This window comes from Arthrobacter sp. 9V (assembly GCF_902506065.1).
In the GTDB taxonomy this organism is placed as follows: Bacteria; Actinomycetota; Actinomycetes; order Actinomycetales; family Micrococcaceae; genus Arthrobacter.
Genome location: NZ_LR732912.1, coordinates 2,009,892 through 2,028,356 on the forward strand (window position 1 = coordinate 2,009,892; position 18,465 = coordinate 2,028,356).

The 18,465-nt window shown below is 59.5% G+C and carries 21 protein-coding genes; 12 read left to right on the forward strand and 9 right to left on the reverse strand.

Annotated elements, in window-relative coordinates:
- Positions 1 to 79: 79 nt before the first annotated feature.
- A complete protein-coding gene (locus tag BACI9J_RS09465) occupies positions 80 to 673 on the reverse strand; it encodes a DUF3043 domain-containing protein (protein ID WP_159734148.1) in 594 nt (197 codons plus the stop codon).
- Between the two features lie 134 nt (positions 674 to 807).
- On the opposite strand from BACI9J_RS09465, the gene BACI9J_RS09470 reads away from it, so the two are divergent.
- The 5 genes from BACI9J_RS09470 to BACI9J_RS09490 all read left to right on the forward strand — a co-directional run bounded on the left by BACI9J_RS09470 (position 808) and on the right by BACI9J_RS09490 (position 5,987).
- Positions 808 to 2,241 carry a dipeptidase gene (locus BACI9J_RS09470; RefSeq protein WP_159734149.1) on the forward strand — a complete coding sequence of 478 codons (1,434 nt, stop codon included), beginning with the start codon at positions 808 to 810 and terminating at the stop codon, positions 2,239 to 2,241.
- 164 nt (positions 2,242 to 2,405) lie between these two features.
- Positions 2,406 to 2,798, forward strand: coding sequence for a HesB/IscA family protein (locus tag BACI9J_RS09475; RefSeq protein ID WP_011774901.1), 393 nt, complete (start codon positions 2,406 to 2,408; stop codon positions 2,796 to 2,798).
- A 183-nt stretch (positions 2,799 to 2,981) separates the two neighbouring features.
- Positions 2,982 to 3,854 (forward strand): aa3-type cytochrome oxidase subunit II, encoded by an 873-nt coding sequence (gene ctaC, locus BACI9J_RS09480; protein ID WP_062069602.1) that lies wholly within the window; start codon positions 2,982 to 2,984, stop codon positions 3,852 to 3,854.
- 10 nt (positions 3,855 to 3,864) lie between these two features.
- Complete coding sequence (gene ctaD, locus BACI9J_RS09485) at positions 3,865 to 5,589, forward strand: aa3-type cytochrome oxidase subunit I (RefSeq protein ID WP_159734150.1); 1,725 nt, start codon at positions 3,865 to 3,867, stop codon at positions 5,587 to 5,589.
- Positions 5,586 to 5,987, forward strand: coding sequence for a cytochrome c oxidase subunit 4 (locus tag BACI9J_RS09490; protein WP_159734151.1), 402 nt, complete (start codon positions 5,586 to 5,588; stop codon positions 5,985 to 5,987). Before ctaD ends, BACI9J_RS09490 begins: the two co-directional genes overlap by 4 nt.
- Positions 5,988 to 6,144: 157 nt before the next feature.
- On the opposite strand, the gene BACI9J_RS09495 is transcribed toward BACI9J_RS09490, so the two are convergent.
- The gene (locus BACI9J_RS09495) at positions 6,145 to 6,438 is read right to left on the reverse strand and encodes an HPr family phosphocarrier protein (RefSeq protein ID WP_201296547.1); all 294 of its coding nucleotides are present in this window, start codon (positions 6,436 to 6,438) and stop codon (positions 6,145 to 6,147) included.
- Positions 6,439 to 6,595: 157 nt separating this feature from the next.
- On the opposite strand from BACI9J_RS09495, the gene BACI9J_RS09500 reads away from it, so the two are divergent.
- On the forward strand, positions 6,596 to 7,384 hold the full coding sequence (locus BACI9J_RS09500; protein WP_159734153.1) for a GntR family transcriptional regulator: 789 nt from the start codon (positions 6,596 to 6,598) through the stop codon (positions 7,382 to 7,384).
- A 110-nt stretch (positions 7,385 to 7,494) separates the two neighbouring features.
- Here the strand turns inward: BACI9J_RS09500 and qcrB are convergent, their stop codons facing one another.
- From qcrB to ctaE, 4 genes are all read right to left on the reverse strand, one after another.
- Positions 7,495 to 9,168, reverse strand: coding sequence for a cytochrome bc1 complex cytochrome b subunit (gene qcrB / locus BACI9J_RS09505; RefSeq protein ID WP_159734154.1), 1,674 nt, complete (start codon positions 9,166 to 9,168; stop codon positions 7,495 to 7,497).
- Entirely contained in the window at positions 9,146 to 10,216 is a 1,071-nt protein-coding gene (gene qcrA / locus BACI9J_RS09510; RefSeq protein WP_159734155.1) for a cytochrome bc1 complex Rieske iron-sulfur subunit, read from the reverse strand. The genes qcrB and qcrA overlap by 23 nt, the downstream gene beginning before the upstream one ends.
- Before the next feature lie 97 nt (positions 10,217 to 10,313).
- Positions 10,314 to 11,102, reverse strand: coding sequence for a cytochrome bc1 complex diheme cytochrome c subunit (gene qcrC, locus BACI9J_RS09515; RefSeq protein WP_159734156.1), 789 nt, complete (start codon positions 11,100 to 11,102; stop codon positions 10,314 to 10,316).
- A gap of 88 nt (positions 11,103 to 11,190) precedes the next feature.
- Positions 11,191 to 11,829 (reverse strand): aa3-type cytochrome oxidase subunit III, encoded by a 639-nt coding sequence (gene ctaE, locus BACI9J_RS09520; RefSeq protein ID WP_159734157.1) that lies wholly within the window; start codon positions 11,827 to 11,829, stop codon positions 11,191 to 11,193.
- A 148-nt stretch (positions 11,830 to 11,977) separates the two neighbouring features.
- Between ctaE and trpD the strand changes: the two genes are divergently transcribed.
- Positions 11,978 to 13,036: an anthranilate phosphoribosyltransferase gene (gene trpD, locus BACI9J_RS09525; RefSeq protein WP_159734158.1), complete on the forward strand. Its 1,059-nt coding sequence runs from the start codon at positions 11,978 to 11,980 to the stop codon at positions 13,034 to 13,036.
- A gap of 13 nt (positions 13,037 to 13,049) precedes the next feature.
- Here the strand turns inward: trpD and BACI9J_RS09530 are convergent, their stop codons facing one another.
- Positions 13,050 to 13,328: an Lrp/AsnC family transcriptional regulator gene (locus tag BACI9J_RS09530; protein ID WP_017197606.1), complete on the reverse strand. Its 279-nt coding sequence runs from the start codon at positions 13,326 to 13,328 to the stop codon at positions 13,050 to 13,052.
- A 72-nt stretch (positions 13,329 to 13,400) separates the two neighbouring features.
- Complete coding sequence (locus BACI9J_RS09535) at positions 13,401 to 13,790, reverse strand: DUF3054 domain-containing protein (RefSeq protein ID WP_159736415.1); 390 nt, start codon at positions 13,788 to 13,790, stop codon at positions 13,401 to 13,403.
- A 126-nt stretch (positions 13,791 to 13,916) separates the two neighbouring features.
- Between BACI9J_RS09535 and BACI9J_RS09540 the strand changes: the two genes are divergently transcribed.
- The 4 genes from BACI9J_RS09540 (at position 13,917) to BACI9J_RS09555 (ending at position 16,370) form a co-directional block, all read left to right on the forward strand.
- On the forward strand, positions 13,917 to 14,372 hold the full coding sequence (locus BACI9J_RS09540) for a VOC family protein (RefSeq protein ID WP_159734159.1): 456 nt from the start codon (positions 13,917 to 13,919) through the stop codon (positions 14,370 to 14,372).
- An 87-nt stretch (positions 14,373 to 14,459) separates the two neighbouring features.
- A complete protein-coding gene (locus BACI9J_RS09545; RefSeq protein ID WP_159734160.1) occupies positions 14,460 to 14,885 on the forward strand; it encodes a VOC family protein in 426 nt (141 codons plus the stop codon).
- A 456-nt stretch (positions 14,886 to 15,341) separates the two neighbouring features.
- Positions 15,342 to 15,938 carry a hypothetical protein gene (locus BACI9J_RS09550; protein ID WP_159734161.1) on the forward strand — a complete coding sequence of 199 codons (597 nt, stop codon included), beginning with the start codon at positions 15,342 to 15,344 and terminating at the stop codon, positions 15,936 to 15,938.
- Between the two features lie 177 nt (positions 15,939 to 16,115).
- Positions 16,116 to 16,370 (forward strand): hypothetical protein, encoded by a 255-nt coding sequence (locus BACI9J_RS09555; RefSeq protein ID WP_159734162.1) that lies wholly within the window; start codon positions 16,116 to 16,118, stop codon positions 16,368 to 16,370.
- A gap of 246 nt (positions 16,371 to 16,616) precedes the next feature.
- On the opposite strand, the gene BACI9J_RS09560 is transcribed toward BACI9J_RS09555, so the two are convergent.
- Positions 16,617 to 17,126, reverse strand: a complete 510-nt coding sequence (locus BACI9J_RS09560) for a MarR family winged helix-turn-helix transcriptional regulator (protein ID WP_159734163.1) — start codon at positions 17,124 to 17,126, stop codon at positions 16,617 to 16,619.
- 105 nt (positions 17,127 to 17,231) lie between these two features.
- Here BACI9J_RS09560 and BACI9J_RS09565 point away from each other — a divergent pair, with 105 nt between their 5' ends.
- Positions 17,232 to 18,443, forward strand: coding sequence for an FAD-dependent oxidoreductase (locus tag BACI9J_RS09565; protein WP_159734164.1), 1,212 nt, complete (start codon positions 17,232 to 17,234; stop codon positions 18,441 to 18,443).
- The last annotated feature ends 22 nt before the right edge of the window (positions 18,444 to 18,465 follow it).

Sequence of the window (18,465 nt, forward strand, 5' to 3'; positions counted from 1 at the left end):
TCCCAAGCACCGTGGAACAGGAAAGACCCCGGACCATTGGTCCGGGGTCTTTCCAGGTTTGCTTCGAGGTGCCTGACGCCTAGGCGGGGTACTGTCCGCGCTTTACCTGGGGTTTGGGAAGGCGGAGCTTGCGGAACTGGAGGGCTCGCATGCAGCCGTACCAAATTGAGCCGCGTTCCACCTCGCCGAACTTCTCCGTAAGGCGCTTCCGAAGTTTGCGCGAGAGGATGAAGACGTCAACGAACACGGCGAGGAACATGATCCAGAAGCCAATAAGGACGTAACTGATGCCGGCGCTGGTGGGCGGAATGATCAGCGAGATCACCACGAACAGCAATGCTCCGAACATGAGGTACTCGCCAAGGCTGAACCGTGCGTCAACGTAGTCACGCGTGTATCGCTTTTGGGGGCCCTTGTCCCGGAGAGGCAGGAACTTCTCATCGCCCGTATCCAGGGCTTGCCGCATCTTCTGCCGCTGGTCTTGGATGGCTACCCTTTCCGCTGCCTTGGAGGCTTTACGGTCGGTGGGAACCAGCGGGCGCTTGCGGGCCGCTTCCTGGTCCCTCCGCTTAGGCGTTGGGGCGCCCTTACCGGCACCGGACTCCGGTGCGGTGGCGTAGGCCTGATCTACTACTGATTGAGCGCTGGGCTCTTCCTTTTTGCGTCCGAACACCCATACAGAATACCCCTGAAGAAGGTGGTGCACGTTACGTGTCCGCCCGCTGGCGTCCTTTTGAGGTGCGTGCAGCCCTGCGGTTCCGGTGGTGCCTGCTAAGGAGGAAGAATCCCCGGCGGTAAAGTGTGGCCATGACTTCAGCACATGCGGAGATCCCGCAGAACAAGCAAGCGCACTCCGGCTCTACTCCCGTCGAGGCGCTGACCACGGCGGTCAACGAATCCTTTGATGCCACACTCGCGTCACTGGAAGATTTGGTGGCCATTCCCGGTATTGCCTGGGCAAGCTTCGATCCGGCGGAACTGGATCGCAGCGCCGACGCTGTTGCCTCCTTGGTTAAGGACGCCGGTATGGAGGACGTCCGGGTCCTTCGCTGCAACAAGGCAGACGGTACGCCCGGTGGTCCTGCCGTCGTCGCGCGCCGGGCTGCCGCGGAAGGCAAGCCGACCATCCTTCTCTACGCGCACCATGACGTCCAGCCGCCAGGAGACCGGAGCCTTTGGAACTCCGAGCCGTTCATCGCCGAAGAACGCAACGGCCGGTTGTACGGCCGCGGTGCTGCCGATGACAAAGCAGGGATCATGGCGCACCTTGCGGCCTACAGCGCAGTAACCAAAGTCCTCGGGGAGGACTTCGGGCTAGGCGTGACGTTCTTTTTCGAAGGCGAGGAAGAAGCGGGCTCGCCCACTTTCCGGACCTTCCTTGAAGAGCACCAGGAACTTCTCCGGGCGGACGTGATCGTTGTTGCCGACTCCAGTAACTGGAAGGTGGGCGTCCCGGCCCTCACCACCAGCCTTCGCGGACTGGTGGATGGAACCTTCGAAGTCCGTGTCCTGGAGCATGCAGTACATTCCGGCATGTTCGGCGGTCCCGTGCTCGATGCCCCTACTCTTTTGTCCCGGCTCATTGCCACACTTCACGACGACGCCGGCAACGTGGCAGTGGCCGGCCTCGTTGGACGGGACGAGGTTGCCGTGGATCTCGCCGAAGCCGACTACCGCGCCGATGCATCAGTGCTCGACGGCGTGAAGCTGGCTGGTAGCGGCACCATCGCCTCGCGTCTGTGGACCAAGCCGGCATTGTCCATCATCGGAATGGATGTCCCCGCAGTAGACGTTGCGTCCAACACCCTCATACCTGCAGCGCGTGCAAAGTTCAGCATGCGTTTGGCCCCCGGCCAGGACCCTGAAGCCGCGATGGCAGCACTGAAGCAGCACGTTGAAGCCCGTGCACCATTCGGTGCGAAGGTGACATTCACCCCGGGGGAGAGGGGAAATGCTTTTTCCACTGATACAACCTCCGCTGCAGCGCGGGTGGCCCTATGGGCGCTGGGGGAGTCGTGGGGCGTCAAGCCGGTGGAAATGGGAATCGGAGGCTCCATTCCCTTCATTGCCGATCTCCTGGAGATGTATCCGGAAGTCCAAATTCTGGTCACCGGCGTGGAGGACCCCGATTCCCGCGCGCACAGCGCCAACGAATCCCTTCATATCGGGGACTTCCGGCATGCCGTGTTGGCAGAGGCCCTGATGCTGGCGCGGCTCAACACCGAAGGCTTGGCTGAGTAAGCTCTTCCGTCGCGCCGGGAACAACCAAATGCTGTACGTGGTTACGTCAGGAGTTATAGCTAAGCGCCTGCGCGACGTAGCATTAGCTATAACCCGTACGTAATTGGGTAAGGGCGGGCAGCGCTCCGGCGCCGCCGCCAAGAGCTTCATAAGAAGGTAGGCCAATGAGCACTGCAACCAACGAAAACAGCACCGGAGCACAGCTCGTCACCAACGACGACGAACTGGCCACGCACGAGGTCAATCTGACCGACGTCGCCGCGGGCAAGGTCCGCAGCCTCCTCGAGCAGGAAGGGCGCACAGACCTTCGGCTGCGCGTTGCAGTCCAGCCTGGAGGATGCTCGGGCCTGATCTACCAGCTTTACTTCGATGAGCGCCTGCTCGACGGAGATGCTGTGCGCGACTACGACGGCGTTGAGGTCGTAGTGGACAAGATGAGTGTTCCTTACCTCAGCGGTGCAAGCATTGACTTCGAAGACACCATTTCGAAGCAAGGCTTCACCATCGATAACCCGAACGCCGGCGGGTCTTGCGCCTGCGGCGATTCGTTCCACTGATGTGAGCCATCGCCGCATGTCGGCGCCTCTTCGAGCGAGTTTCACATCGTTCGGAGCCACGGCGCTGACATGTGCGCGAAAACCGCGTGATAGCGGTAAGCTCTACATCGGGTAGTAAAACTTTTAGTGTGCCCGGTGAGCCTTCGGCCTGCCGGGAGACAGCAACAAGAGGAAGGGCCGTCTGTGAGTTCGCAGAACCGAACCGGCAGCCGACGCATAAAGATCACATCGATCACTGGCTTGGCACTAGCCGGCGCGTTGGTTTTGACCGGATGTTCACCAGAGGTAGAGAAGGGTTGGCTGCCTACAGAGCGCGGCACGACCAACCACACTGACCGGATCATGGACCTCTGGGTCAACTCATGGATCGCCGCCTTGGCAGTCGGTATTATCACGTGGGGCCTCCTGGTCTGGTGCATCATCGCTTATCGTCGCCGCAAGGGCACCACGGGTTTCCCCAAGCAGCTCAGCTACAACCTGCCGCTCGAGGTCTTCTACTTGACCATCCCGCTGTTCATGGTGCTGGTGTTCTTCTACTTCACCGATCAGGACCAGCGTGCGATTGATGACCGCTCCCAGCCTGCCGACGTCGTTGTTGACGTCCGTGGCAAGCAGTGGGCCTGGGACTTCAACTACAAGCAGGGCGAGGTCATCAACGAAGACCTCCACGAGGCCGGCGTCCAAGCTCACTTGACCGGCAACGAAGTCGACAAGGAACTGCTCCCCACCCTGTACTTGCCCGTAGGCAAGTCAGTGGACCTGGAGCTGAACTCCCGCGACGTCATCCACTCATTCTGGGTACCCGCCTTCCTTCAGAAGCGCGACATGATCCCGGGCAAGACGAACTACATCAGGTTCACCCCCACCAAGGAGGGCACCTTCGATGGCAAGTGTGCCGAACTCTGCGGCGAATACCACTCCGAAATGCTTTTCCGCGTCAAGGTTGTCTCCGAGTCTGAATTCCAGGCCCATATGGACAAGCTTCGCCAGGAAGGCAACACGGGCCTCCTCGGTGCGGAATATGACCGCAACCCGAACCTGAACGAATCCAAGTAAGGGAAGCGACGTGGCTACGTACACTCAATCCGCACCGGGGATCCTCGAAGCTCCGGTAGTTCCTAAATCCAAGGGGCGCATCGTCGTCAATTGGATCACCTCCACCGACCACAAGACCATCGGGTACATGTACCTGATCGCGTCCTTCGTGTTCTTCTGCCTCGGTGGAGTCATGGCGCTGTTGATCCGCGCTGAACTGTTCGAACCCGGCATGCAGATCCTGCAGACCAAAGAGCAGTACAACCAGATGTTTACCATGCACGGCACTGTGATGCTGTTGATGTTTGCGACGCCGCTGTTTGCGGGCTTCGCCAACGTCATCATGCCGCTGCAGATCGGTGCCCCCGATGTCGCCTTCCCGCGTCTGAATGCCTTGGCATTCTGGTTCTTCCTCTTCGGTTCAACCATCGCCGTGTCCGGCTTCATCACCCCTCAGGGTGCTGCATCCTTTGGCTGGTTCGCTTATGCGCCGTTGTCCAACACGACGTTCAGCCCCGGCGTCGGTGGTGACCTGTGGGTCTTCGGTCTGGCACTGTCCGGTTTCGGAACCATCCTTGGTGCCGTCAACTTCATCACCACCATCATCTGCATGCGTGCACCCGGCATGACCATGTGGCGCATGCCGATCTTCACCTGGAACACGCTGGTTACGGCAATCCTGGTCCTGATGGCATTCCCGCCGCTTGCAGCTGCGTTGTTCGCACTCGGTGCTGACCGCCGCTTTGGTGCCCACATCTTCGATCCCGAAAACGGTGGTGCAGTTCTCTGGCAGCACCTGTTCTGGTTCTTCGGTCACCCTGAGGTGTACATCATCGCCCTGCCGTTCTTCGGCATTGTTTCCGAGATCTTCCCGGTCTTCAGCCGAAAGCCGATCTTCGGGTACAAGGGTCTTGTCTACGCGACGATCGCCATTGCAGCCCTCTCCGTAACTGTGTGGGCACACCACATGTACGTCACCGGATCTGTGCTGCTGCCGTTCTTCGCCTTCATGACCATGCTTATTGCTGTGCCGACAGGCGTGAAGTTCTTCAACTGGATCGGTACCCTATGGCAGGGCTCCATTACCTTTGAGACGCCCATGCTCTGGAGCATTGGCTTCCTGGTCACGTTCCTCTTCGGTGGTCTCACCGGCATTATCCTGGCTTCGCCGCCACTGGACTTCCATGTTTCGGACTCCTACTTTGTGGTGGCGCACTTCCACTACGTGGTGTTCGGTACGGTTGTGTTCGCCATGTTCGCAGGCTTCTACTTCTGGTGGCCAAAATGGACTGGCAAGATGCTCAACGAGCGCCTTGGCAAGATTCACTTCTGGCTGCTGTTCCTCGGCTTCCACGGCACCTTCCTGATTCAGCACTGGTTGGGTGTAGAGGGTATGCCGCGTCGTTACGCCGACTACATGCCGCAGGATAACTTCACGTGGATGAACCAGTTCTCCACCATCTCCTCCTTCGTCCTGGGTGCTTCGCTCCTGCCGTTCTTCTGGAACGTCTACATCACCTGGCGCAGCAACAAGAAGGTGGAAGTGGATGACCCGTGGGGCTTCGGTGCTTCGCTTGAATGGGCAACGTCCTGCCCCCCGCCGCGTCACAACTTCACTTCCTTGCCCCGTATCCGCTCCGAGCGCCCGGCCCTGGACCTTCACCACCCGGAGTTGGCCCAGGTTCACACCGCCGAGGCCCCGTCACCCGCAGCAGCTGTTCTGGGTAACGCCGACCAAAGGGACGTCAGCAAATGAAAATCGAATCGTGGCTCTTCGGAGCAGGAGTCTTCTTCTTCGTCCCCGTAGCAATCGCCTATGGCTTCCTTACGGAATGGAACGAATGGGTGGGCGTCTTGGGCATCCTCCTCGTGGGTGGCCTTGCAGGCATGATCGGCGCGTACCTCGGATTCACTGGTAAGCGGATCGGCATGCGACCGGAAGACCGTCCTGATGCAGAGGTCCACGAAGGCGCCGGCGAGCAGGGGCACTTCAGCCCGTGGAGCTGGTGGCCGCTGGTCCTTGGACTAGCTTGTGCCGGAGGATTCCTCGGTCTTGCAATTGGCTTCTGGGTGACCTATGTTGCAGGCGGGCTCGCCCTCGTAGCCCTTGTTGGCTGGGTTTTCGAATACAGCCGCGGCGATCACGCACACTAATTAGTCGCGAACACAAAGCTGGGCCCCACCATTTGGTGGGGCCCAGCTTCTTTTTAATTGGGCGTCGTCGGAGTTTTGCAAGAACCGTGCCGCGGTCTGGTACGCGCTGGACCGTCCGTGAGGTGTCGCGGTGCGGAAGGTTTCTCGTAGGCCGCTCTCAGCGGGCCTCAGCACCCTCCAGGACAGCCGACAGCGCTAGCAGCGCACTCTGAGCCCCCAACAAGGTTTGGTCTTCGCTGAGTGCCTCAGGAGCCACTTCCAAGAAAACTACGCAACCCTGTTCAAAATCTTCGGTCATGACTTCCAGCAGCGAACGGGCGTCAACAGGAGGGCGGTCGTGCTTGCGGATGGTCACCGGAAGCCCTGTCTCAGTGACAGCACGAACGAACACTGCGGCCGCTCGTGCGTGCAATCCAATTTCGGCGGCGACGAAGGACATCTGCTCCGGCAACCCAGCTCCTCTATTACGCGACGGAGACCGTCTGAAAAATGTTCCGTACCAGCGTAGCCGTCTGGACAAGGCGTCTTCCACCTTCAGCCAAGGTGGTCTAGACCTCCACCTTGGCTGATTTATCCTAGAAGCATGACTCAAATGCTGGACGCCTGCCGTGGCTGAGGCAGCAAAAATTGCCGGTGAGATCGACCGGGCCAGTGGTACACCCATTTATGTACAGCTCCGCGAGATCCTGAGGACGTTCATTGCCCAGTCCTGCCCGCCAGGGTCCGCGCTCCCGTCGGAACGTGATTTGTCGGAACGGTTTGGACTGGCCCGTATGACTGTCCGGCAGGCTATTGACGCTTTGGTTGGCGAAGAAGTCATTGAGCGTGTTGTGGGCCTTGGAACCTTTGTCCGGAAGCCGAAGCTGGACCTGCAAGTGAAACTGACCTCCTATAGCGAGGAGATGCAGCGGCGCGGGATGGTGCCCGCCGCCAAAGTTCTGAGCTTCGAACAAATAGCCGCCAGCGCATTCCTGGCCAGGGAGCTGCAACTGGACGAAGGTACGCCGTTGGTACGGTTCCGGCGTCTGCTGCTTGCCGATAACGAACCTATGAGCGTGGACGAGAACTTCATTCCTGCTCACCGGGTGCCGGGGTTGCTGGATGAGGCACCTCCAACCTCGCTCTACAACGTGTTGAGCGAACGTTTCGGCCTGGTGATGGAGTGGGGTGAGGACATGATTGAGGCCACTGCAGCATCTCCGTCCACGGCCAGGCTGCTCAACGTTGACGTTGGAGCTCCGCTGCTCAAGATTCAACGGCATGCCTTTGTTGCCCGGGCAATGGTGGATTACTCTGTCTCCTACTACAGGGCTGACCGGTACAAACTGTGGGTTCCGTTGCAGCGGCCAGGTATCCGACCCACACGGAACTATTCCACGGGCTACCGTACGCAATAGCCGCCGACGGTATCTGACGGCTCTGAATGCGTGCAGGAGATCAAAAAGACATAAAAGAAGGGCCCGATCCACATGGACCGGGCCCTTCCTTATGTTTCAGTGCTGAACCCTCAGTGGCTCAGGCTCTTCTGGTCTTCACCAGCCGTGATGGCCTCATGGTGGCCATGGGCGTGTGCGGCTTTGAGTTCCGCCGGTGTTGCCGGGGCAACGCGGTCTTCGAAGAACCAGCGGGAAAGTGCCGCGCGGCGCTTTTCCTTGCCGGTAACGACGCCATGTTCATTCGGCTGCGCCGGGAGGGGTGCGGGTGATTCAAACCCGACGAGCTTGTAACGCTTGTACTCATCCAGCGGAGCATGGACCTCGATGAATTCACCGTGGGGGAGTCGTACAATGCGGCCAGTCTCGCGACCATGAAGTGCAATTTCCCGGTCCTTGCGCTGAAGGGCCAAAGCAATTCGTTTGGTGACCACGAAGGCGATGATCGGGCCGATGAAGAACAGCGTCCGCAGCCAGTACGTCACATCATTCAAGGAAACGTGGAAGTGCGTTGCAATGAGGTCGGAACCAGCCGCTGCCCACATCACGCAGTACCAGGTGAAGCCTGCAACACCGATCGCCGTGCGGGTGGGGGCGTTGCGCGGGCGGTCCAGGACGTGGTGTTCACGGTTGTCCTTGGTGACCCAGCGTTCAATCCACGGATACATGAACAGCACCGTGAAGATGATGCCAGCCGGAACAAGCGCAGGGAGCAGGACGTTCAGCGTGAGGGTGCGTCCGAAGATTACCCACTCGAAGTGGAAGTCGTTGATGACACCCGGCATGAGGCGCAAGGCGCCGTCGACGAACCCGATGTACCAGTCAGGCTGGGTGCCTGCCGAAACCGGGGAGGGGTCGTACGGGCCGTAGTTCCAGATCGGGTTGATGGTGAACGCCGCCGCCATGAGCGCCAGGACGCCGAAGACGATGAAGAAGAATCCACCGGCCTTGGCAGCGTATACCGGGCCGAGGGGGTAACCGACGACGTTGCCGTCGTTGCGTCCCGGACCGGGGTACTGGGTGTGCTTGTGAACAACCACCATGAAGAGGTGGATGACAATCATCAGGAGGATCAAAGCCGGAACCAGCAGGATGTGCAGAACGTACAGGCGGCCGATGATGGCCGTTCCCGGGAATTCTCCACCGAAGAGGAAGAACGAAGTGTAGGTACCAATAACCGGGATGGACTTGATGACGCCGTCGATGATGCGCAGGCCGTTGCCGGACAGCAAGTCATCGGGGAGCGAGTAACCGGTGAAGCCGGCTGCCATTGCGAGAATGAGCAGCACGCCGCCCACAACCCAGTTCATTTCGCGAGGCTTACGGAAAGCACCCGTGAAGAAGACGCGCAGCATGTGCACACCGAGGGAGGCCACGAACAACAGGGCTGCCCAGTGGTGAACCTGGCGCATGAACAGACCACCGCGGACATCGAAGGAGATGTTCAGCGACGAGCTGTAGGCAACGGACATTTCGACGTTGTACAGCGGCGTGTAGGAACCCTGGTAGTGGGTTTCCGCCATGGACGGATCGAAGAAGAAGGTCAGGAAGGTCCCCGACATCAGCAAGATGACGAAGGAGTACAACGCCACCTCACCGAACATGAACGACCAGTGGTCGGGGAAGACCTTCCGGCCGAACTCGCGCAGGATGCCGGAGCCGCCAACACGCTCGTCCACGAAGTTGGTGAAACTACCAACCTTGGTCTTCGGAACGAAGGGGGCTTCAGCTGTTGATGAGGCGCTCATGCTCGTCACGCTCCCAGTAACTCGGTCCTACAGGTTCTCTGAAGTCGCTGGTGGCGACGAGGTAGCCCTCTGCATCAACTGCGATGGGCAGTTGGGGGAGCGGACGGCTTGCCGGTCCGAAGATGACCTTGCATTCCTGCGTGAGGTCAAAAGTGGACTGGTGGCAGGGGCACAGGAGGTGGTGCGTCTGCTGCTCGTAGAGAGCAACCGGGCAACCGACGTGCGTGCAGATCTTGGAGTAAGCAACGATGCCGTTGTAGCTCCAGTTTTCGCGGCCCTCGGAGGGGTTCAACGAGTCCGGGTCCAGGCGCATCAGGAGAACGACGGCTTTTGCCTTCTCGTTCAGCTTGCCTTCGTGGAGTTCGTTGAGTCCTTCGGGGATTACGTGGAAGGCCGAACCGATGGTGACGTCCGACGCCTTGATGGGAGTGCCATCGGGGTCGCGGGTCAAGCGCTTGAGCTTGTCGCCCTCAGGTGCCCACATGGTGTGTGCCAAGGCTTTGTCCGGACGCGGACCCAGATCGCCAAAGATGGCGAGGGCAGGCAGTGGAGCAAGAGCAACGGCACCAAGAAGGGTGTTGCGGATCAAAGGGCGGCGCTTAATGCCGGTCTCGTCCACGATGTCGTCGACGATGCGGACAGCAGCCTGGCGATCTTCTTCGGTACGGATAGCGTGACGCTCTTCGGACACTTCGTGATCGGGCATCAGAGCCTTGGCCCAATGCACGATACCGGTGCCGATTCCCAGCATTGCAAACGCTGTACCCAGGCCCAGAAGCAGGTTCTGGGTGCGGATGGTCGCAATCGAGGTATCGTCGCCCAAGTCGATGGCAAAGTATGCCACCAGGAACACCAGCGTACCGATCACTGAGGTGCCAAACAGAATGGCTACCTGACGCTCGGCGCGCTTTGCGGCTACCGGGTCCGTGTCAGCCAGGCGCAAACGATGCGGAGGGAGCCCAGGATCCTGGAACTTCTCCACCTCATTCTGACCAGCCGTAGCTACGGTGCCCGAGTGGTTCGGACTGCCGTCACTATGGTTGCCCATAATTCGCCTCATCCTTCTCTCGTTGTCTCGACCGGGGCCGAGTTATTTTCAGTTTCAAACTGCTGACCGTGCAGCAGAAGTTTTTATTGTGTCCGGGTTAGGACGTACGGGAGGTCAACCAAATGGTGAACGCGATGATGACGCCCAATCCGGCTACCCAAACAAACAGACCTTCAGATACCGGGCCAAGTGAGCCCAGGTCTGCACCGCCGGGTGATCCGTTGGCTTCGATGGTCTTCAGGAAGGTGATGATGTCGCGCTTGTCCTCAGGGGTGACGTTGGAGTCGTTGAAGACGGGCATGTTCTGCGGGCCGGTAACCATGGCTTCATAAATGTGCTCAGCGCTCACACCAGCCAAGGCGGGGGCAAACTTACCGCGGGTCAGAGCACCACCGGCAGCTGCGGCATTGTGGCACATTGCACAGTTGACTCGGAAGAGTTCGCCACCATTGGCTGCGTCTCCCTTTCCGTCGAGGAGGTGCTCCTCGGGAATGGCCGGACCTGCGCCCAGAGACGCTACATAGGCAGCGAGTTGCTTGGTCTGTTCCGCATTGAACTGGGCGGGCTTCTGCTGGGCCTGCGGGCCGCTCATCTGCATGGGCATGCGGCCGGTGCCAACCTGGAAGTCAACTGCAGCAGCACCCACGCCGACCAGCGAGGGGCCGTCCTGGGTTCCGCTGGCACCCATGCCGTGGCAGGTGGCGCAGTTGGCGGCAAAAAGCTTGCCGCCTTGCTCTACGTCACTTGCGCTGAAGCTTGTGGTGTCGGCCTTGGCCTGGTTGACAGTTGTGGCAACGGCGTACAGCCCACCAGTGAGGAGGAGGCCCATCAGCAACAGCGCAATGGCTGCCAGTGGGTGACGTCGCTTCTGCGATAGTGCCTTCACGTGGTGGTTCCTTTTTTCGATCCTGCGTCGGCTCCGCGAGCCGCTTCTTGAAATTCTGCCTCTTGTAGAAAAAGAGTCAAAGCCGGGCTTACTTGAGGACGTAGATGACCAGGAAGAGGCCGATCCACACAACGTCAACGAAGTGCCAGTAGTACGAGGTGACGATCGCCGACGTCGCTTCAAAGTGTCCGAACTTCTTGGCCGCAAACGCTCGGCCAATGATGAACAGGAACGCGATCAGGCCGCCGATGACGTGCAGGCCGTGGAAGCCCGTGGTCATGTAGAAGGCGGAGCCGTAAGCGTTGGACGACAGGGATACATGCTCTGAGACGAGCATCGCGTATTCCGTGGTCTGGCCGGCCACGAAGAAGGCGCCCATGACAAACGTCAAGGAGAACCATTCGGTCATGCCCCAACGTGTGAACTGGAGGAGCCCACCGGTACGGCGCGGCTCGAGCCGCTCGGCGGCAAAGACGCCCATCTGGCAAGTAAACGAACTTGCCACAAGGACGATGGTGTTGACGAGCGCAAACGGGAAGTTGAGCTTGGCCGTCTCCTCGGCCCACATCAGTCCGGATGTGGAGCGCAGGGTGAAGTACATGGCAAAGAGGCCGGCGAAGAACATCAACTCACTGGACAGCCAAACAACGGTTCCAACAGAAACCAGGTTGGGGCGGTTCAGCGTCGGGTGCGCCGGGGTACTGGGGGCATGGGTCGCAGATGTCACAAGGACATTATGTCTGTAAAAGTCCAGACTTCCCAATGCAAACCACCGATTCGGGAGACTTTTTCTACAAAGACGCGAATTCGCGCGGAAAAGTTCCCGGTCGTGTTCACATTGGTCATCGGCGTGGCTGGCTCGATAGCATCAGGGAGTGACTTCTCCGGAAACGGCACCTGCAGCCAGCAATAACTGGCCAGGGCTCATCTCAGCACTGATCAATGGCGACGACCTTGCAGTGGGCAACACAGAGTGGGCCATGAACACGATCATGTCCGGAGAGGCTACTCCTGCGCAGATTGCCGGTTTCCTGGTAGCGCTCCGGGCCAAGGGAGAGACGGTTGAAGAACTGGCCGGCCTCGTCGAGGCCATGGTCCAGCATGCCAATCCGATCGACATCTCCGGCGAGAAGCTGGATATTGTGGGAACCGGAGGAGACCGCCTGAATACGGTGAACATCTCCACCATGGCCGCCCTTGTGGCGGCCGGCGCCGGCGCCAAGGTGGTGAAGCACGGCAACAGGGCCGCTTCGTCCACATCGGGCTCGGCCGACGTTCTGGAAGCCTTGGGCGTGCGCTTGGATCTGTCAATCGAACAAGTGGCCCGGAACGCCGAAGAGGCCGGAATCACCTTTTGCTTTGCCCAGGTCTTCCACCCCTCGTTCCGTCACACGGCAGTTCCGCGCCGTGAGCTGGCTGTACCCACAGCCTTCAACTTCCTGGGCCCCTTGACCAATCCTGCCCGTGTCCAAGCTTCGGCAGTCGGCGTGGCGAATGCCCGGATGGCGCCGTTGGTAGCGGGAGTATTGGCTCGCCGAGGCAGTCGGGGACTGGTCTTCCGGGGCGACGACGGGCTCGATGAGTTAACCCCTACGGGACCTTCCACAGTGTGGGAGATCAGGAACGGGTCAGTCAGGGAGCAGGTCTTTTCGCCGAAAGATCTGGGAATCACTCCTTCTACGGTTGCCGACCTTCGGGGAGGTGACGCGGCCGCCAACGCGGAGGTAGTGCGTGAGATCCTCGATGGCAAAAAGGGTCCGGTCCGCGACGCGGTTTTGCTGAATGCGGCTGCCGGACTTGTGTCGATCGATCTTGAAGCCGAAGGGAGTCTGGAGGAACGTATGCGGTCAGCTTTTGTGCGGGCTGCAGACTCCGTTGACTCCGGCAAGGCCGCCGAAGTTCTTGAAAAGTGGACCGCCCTCAGCCAAAGCTGAGGACCAGCGGCTTTTACTCGAAGCCGAGTGCGAAGGCGGCGTCCAGATCGTGCTGGGAATACGCCCGGAAGGCGATGTGCGTGGTGGTGTGGACCACTGAGGCAACCTTGGACAGGCGATCCGCGATGACGTCCGCAAGTTCGTCGTGTTTGGTCACCCTCGCCACGGCGATGAGGTCCCACTCGCCGGTGACGGAATATACCTCGCTGATGCCCTGAATGGCCGATATCTGTTCAGCGGTCTCCGGTATGCGTGAGGCATCGGTCTTGATCAGGACGAAAGCGGTGATCACGTGGGGCCTTTCCGGAAATGCTTCGTTGCGGACGATTTCCAGCCTAGTCCATTCTTACCCGCCGGGGCTCGATCACGCCCGGCGTTGCCGTTTGCGCGATGCCCGCAACAGCAGCGCCGCGATGAGCCGGTATCCGAGCAGGAAAACACCGAGGCTGACCAATGCAACCAGCACGAACGGCACCACCACAGTCTGGGCCGTGGCCGCTCTCAGCAGCATTCCCACAGCGACTGCGCCAATCCATATACCAACTCCGGAAGGCCACACCGCCAGCGGTGCCCGCCAAGCACGAGTGAGGCCCCAGGCTATCGCTGCGCCTGCCAGGAAGGGCCACGCGGTAGCGAAAGCGCCTGCAATGATGTCACCGCGCGCATGTGCGTCCCGTCCGATGGCAGCGAAGACAAGAATCAACAAAAGATCGGCAATAGCTGCGGGGATCCACAGTCGTGAAGGTGAAGACATACTCATGACACTATCCGTGGGCCGGCTCCTGCGCGAAAGCTGTTGGTGGTGGGCCGTTGTGTTGGTGATTCCACGGCATTAGCCTCTGACGGGGGGCAAAGATTCCCCGGTTACCTGAGGAGGCACATGCAGAAGATTTCGACCTGTCTATGGTTCGACAGTCAAGCGGCTGAAGCCGCAGAGCTCTATACTTCCACCTTCGAAAATGCATCCATGGGTCAGATAGTGCCCGGGCCTGATGGAAGCGCGATGACCGTTGAGTTCGAGATCGAGGGACGGCAGTTCATGGGTCTCAACGGACGGCCGGATGTCGAGTTCAATGAGGCTGTCTCACTGGTGGTCAACTGTGAGTCCCAGGATGAAGTGGACAAGTACTGGGAGGCGCTGTTGGTTGGGGGACAGGAGAGTCGTTGCGGGTGGTTGAAGGACAGGTTCGGTTTGTCGTGGCAAATTGTTCCCACGGCAATGTCCGGACTCCTCGGCGGCCCGGATCCTGCCGGTGCGCAGCGCGCAATGCAGGCAATGCTGGGGATGAACAAACTCGACATCAATGTTCTACAAAGGGCTTACGACGGCGACTGACGGCCATGGGGGACAGGCGCCCGCTGGCGCAATTAGCATTGCCGCACGGCGATGCGTGACCATCTCAATAATGAGGAGAACTGACCAATGACAACCCGCCTCAATCCGTACATCTCATTCCGGGACAATGCCCGGGATGCCATCACTTTCTACGAAGCTGTCTTCGGTGGAGAACTGAACATCAGCACTTTTGGCGACTACCAGGCCAGTGAAGATCCAGCCGAAGCCAATAAGGTCATGCACGCCATGTTGGTAACTCCGGGCGGGCTGGCGCTGATGGCTGCTGACACCCCGAATGGCATGGCATACAACCCCGGCGACAATATCTCCGTCTCCCTGAGCGGTGAATCGTCGGACGAGGCGGAGCTCCGCGGGTACTGGGACAAGCTCGTCGACGGCGGCACAGTCACGGTGCCGCTGGAGCTGGCTCCTTGGGGTGACACCTTCGGAATGTGCGTTGACAAGTTCGGGATCGGCTGGCTCGTCAACATCGCCGGAGCCCAGCCGCAGTAGCCGTCCCCGTCAGCACAGAAAACAACTGCCCCGCAGAGTAATTCTGCGGGGCAGTTGTTTTTCTGTGTTCGAACCAAGTGATGCGTCTTCCATCAGCTGCAGGGGAGTGGCGTGTCACTGCCTTCACGTTGGCAGGCAGTCCTCGCGTAAGGGACTACGCAGCGCGATGAAAGCTTCCCCTAACCTCTCGGTCTTTGGCCAGACTCCCAACGGCACTGACAAGATTGTCACAGACATCTCATGGCTGTCACAAAATGGGTAACAAAGTGAAAAAAGAGATGACAGTATCAAATTAGTCTGCTGTTAACGTGCGGTAAACAATCTGACATCGTCTTGTCGGCACTGTGACTGGATGATACGGTTTCGCTTGATCTGCAGACTGGCATTGGGCAAGTTACATACATTGCGGAAGCGACCGATATAGGTGAATACCCGCATTTATCTCAAGGGAAACAAATGAAAAAGTCCCTCATGGCGCTTATTGTCGCAGGAACAATTGTGTTCGCAGGTGTAGGCCCGGCCGTAGCCAGCTCCTACCCGGCACCTGGTAATGAGCAGGGAGTTGTCTCTGACGGGACTATTGACCGCGGCGAATCCATTACCTTCTCCGGGGTTGGATACATCCCGGGCGAGACGGTCAACATAACCTTTGCGAAGAGGGGTGGTCCGCAGGGGAGTGCTCCAGCCGACTTCGCCGTTACCGCCGACGCCAATGGTGCCGTATTTACCAGCATCACGTTCGAAGATGCAGGCAATTACGTGATTGCCGCGGTCGGTGTGGATTCAGGAATTATTCGCTCCGCCCGCGTAACCGTAAACAACGGTAACCACGGACGCGGAAACAACGGCAAGGGTAAAGGGGGTGGCAATGATGCTTCCGAATTCGTTCCCGTCTCCAGCGTTAGCGACGCCGGTGCAACAGTGGGATCGGACAAGGAATCTGCCGGCTCCAACCTGATTGTTTGGGGGCTCGCTGGACCTGGCGTACTGGCAGCAGGTGCCGCATCGGTAGCGGTGGTTCGCCGACGTGGCGGTGCCACCTCCTCTGATTAGACATCTCCGTCCGAGAGGGTGGGTGCTTCCTTGAAGGAGCGCCCGCCCTCTTTTTTGCGCTGGCCAGGGACGCATGGCTGAGCAATCGGGGGATGCGAGCGTTGATTCGATGAGCTGCGCAGAATATAAGCGGGAACTGCACTTATCAGAACGCACCGCGGATGGGAATGGGGCAGCATGGATTGGTCTTTTGCAGTTGGTGACTCTGAAGCAAAATACATTGAACCGCCGGCAGAAGTCGGTGCGCCGGTGCGCGAGGCTGCCAAGGTATATTCGCAGGCTTCGGCCACCGCCAGAAGAGCCGCCGACGAGCTTGCAGAGGCGATTCGGGTGGCCGCTGAAGCTGGCTACGGTGACTCATGGATCGGCACTTACACTGGCCTCGCGCAGGCAGATGTAAAGCGTGTCATATCCGGAAAACCGCTCTACTAGGTTTCGGGCCCGCTCTCCAATCTAGGTGGTGCTGTCTCCTGTTTGGGCTAGCGCAGCGTAGCCGGCCATTGGAACGCCGGCATCGCAAGCGTGTTTGTGGATGACCTGGTGGCTGAGCCCAGGGCGTTTGCGACCAGGGTTGGCGGAAGTTCCTGGACGAGGCCGCGGAGGGCGGTATTCGCGGGTCCAGTTCAGCCGATTCTGCAATCGGATCATTTCTACTTTACATAATGTGGATTATCGGCGTTATGTTGGAGCTCCCGGGAGGGGTTGCTCAGGCACGCTGCTGCCCAAGCGTGCCGCCGCATTCTTCTGGATTTCCGCCGCCTTGGCTGAGTAGTCGGCGATGATGCGCAGCTCGTCGTCTGTGTAGCCCTCGAGTAGCTCGGTCAGGCCGCTCATGAAGTCGACAAAATATGGCGTGGCGGCAGTTACCTGGTCGCCGATCAGTTCTATCAGGACCTTCCGCTTATCCTCGTCGTGCCTGATTCTGCGTGCTATTCCCTTACTTTCCAGGCGCTGCATCAGTCCAGTGACTGATGCTGGCGCCAGGCCCGAATGCTGACAAAATTCCCCAGCCGTCATAGGCCCGAACCGCAGCAAAATGTCGATCGCTTTGCCCTCCGTGGCGGACAACCCGCGCAGTTCAGAGAGCTTCGTGTGGAACATGACGGCCGCCGTCGAGAGTTCCCTGCCGGAGGTAAAAACCTCGTCAAGCAGGGCCTTTCGTGCATCTGAATCGGTGTCTGACTGCATCCACCGAGGCTAGCAAGGTATTTCGTGATTCCGAAAGGATTGACGGGTGCGCTCGTGGACAGATATATTTCGTTCGACCGAACGAAATATATCTGGAGGCGGAAAATGTTGAACTGCATAGTGGTTGGTGGCGGCATTGCCGGGCTTTCAAGCGGCATTGCACTGCACAAGGCCGGTCACCGGCCTCTGATATTCGAAGCCTACGGAGTGCCTTCAGATGGCATAGGCGGCTTCCTGACAGTGGCGGTAAACGGCTTTGATGCCTTGCATACCCTCGGGCTCAAAGCGGCGGCGGACCACTTGGGTCCCCTGATGTCCATGTACCTGGGAAGCAACGGCAAGCACCTGGTGGATTTCGACTATGGCGGGACGCTTCCTGATGGCACCACCGCCCGCACCATGACCCGGTCCGAGCTGTACAGCACGCTGCGGGATGAAGCGGGCAGGCGGGGCATTCGCATTGTCTACGACAAGCGCTTGACTGCGGTGAACGAAGCGCGCGACGGCGTTCACGTCGTCTTCCACGACGGAACCACAGCGGATGGAGACCTTGTGGTTGGTGCCGACGGGCTTCATTCACGGGTCAGAACACTGATCGACCCCTCGGCGCCTCCACCCAGGAATATTCCCCTCCTCAACACTGGCGGAATAGTCCCGGCAGGAGTACTGCGGCCGGGACTGGTGGACGTCGAAGCCGGCCGGATGAAAATGGTCTTCGGTAAGCGCTGCTTTTACTGCTACATGCAGGATCCCGACGGTAGCATCTGGTGGTTTGCCAACCCCCTCCAACGGTCATCGGAAGACCCCTCCACGTTTGACGCCGACGCCCGAAAGGCTTGGCTGACCAAGCTCGTCGCCGGTGACCGCACGATCATGGAGGCCATCATTGCGGCTACGGAAGAGATCATCAGGCCTTACACCACCTCGGACTTCCCCAGCATTCCGCGCTGGCACCGCGGCAGGCTTGTTGTGGTGGGCGATGCCGCGCACGCGGCTTCGCCGTCGTCGGGGCAGGGAGCTTCCATGGCAATCGAAGACGCCGTGACGTTGGGTCGCGCGCTGCAAGGCCTGGCGCCGGAGTCGATACCGGCGGCGTTGGAGCGCTACGAGAGTGAACGCAGGATACGGGCGGAGTCCGTGGTGGAATGGGGGCGCAGAAATGCAGAGCCCAAGGTCCGCGGCCAGTTCAAGAGGGTTTTCGAGGACCTGCTCCTACCCATGGTTTTCCGCGGAATGGCAGGCAAGTCGAAGGACAATTTCGATTGGGTGTATAGGCACCATATTGAGTGGGACACCGCTAATTCAGCTGCCAAGTGACCGGCTATGGCTGGGGAAGAAC

Bases quoted from the DNA above. Each gene is read 5' to 3' on its own strand.
- BACI9J_RS09470 (WP_159734149.1), top strand. From the start codon at position 808: ATGACTTCAGCACATGCGGAGATCCCGCAGAACAAGCAAGCGCACTCC.
- BACI9J_RS09475 (WP_011774901.1), top strand. From the start codon at position 2,406: ATGAGCACTGCAACCAACGAAAACAGCACCGGAGCACAGCTCGTCACC.
- BACI9J_RS09490 (WP_159734151.1), top strand. From the start codon at position 5,586: ATGAAAATCGAATCGTGGCTCTTCGGAGCAGGAGTCTTCTTCTTCGTC.
- qcrB (WP_159734154.1), bottom strand. From the start codon at position 9,168: ATGAGCGCCTCATCAACAGCTGAAGCCCCCTTCGTTCCGAAGACCAAG.
- qcrA (WP_159734155.1), bottom strand. From the start codon at position 10,216: ATGGGCAACCATAGTGACGGCAGTCCGAACCACTCGGGCACCGTAGCT.
- BACI9J_RS09535 (WP_159736415.1), bottom strand. From the start codon at position 13,790: ATGTCTTCACCTTCACGACTGTGGATCCCCGCAGCTATTGCCGATCTT.
- BACI9J_RS09540 (WP_159734159.1), top strand. From the start codon at position 13,917: ATGCAGAAGATTTCGACCTGTCTATGGTTCGACAGTCAAGCGGCTGAA.
- BACI9J_RS09545 (WP_159734160.1), top strand. From the start codon at position 14,460: ATGACAACCCGCCTCAATCCGTACATCTCATTCCGGGACAATGCCCGG.
- BACI9J_RS09550 (WP_159734161.1), top strand. From the start codon at position 15,342: ATGAAAAAGTCCCTCATGGCGCTTATTGTCGCAGGAACAATTGTGTTC.
- BACI9J_RS09555 (WP_159734162.1), top strand. From the start codon at position 16,116: ATGGATTGGTCTTTTGCAGTTGGTGACTCTGAAGCAAAATACATTGAA.
- BACI9J_RS09560 (WP_159734163.1), bottom strand. From the start codon at position 17,126: ATGCAGTCAGACACCGATTCAGATGCACGAAAGGCCCTGCTTGACGAG.
- BACI9J_RS09565 (WP_159734164.1), top strand. From the start codon at position 17,232: ATGTTGAACTGCATAGTGGTTGGTGGCGGCATTGCCGGGCTTTCAAGC.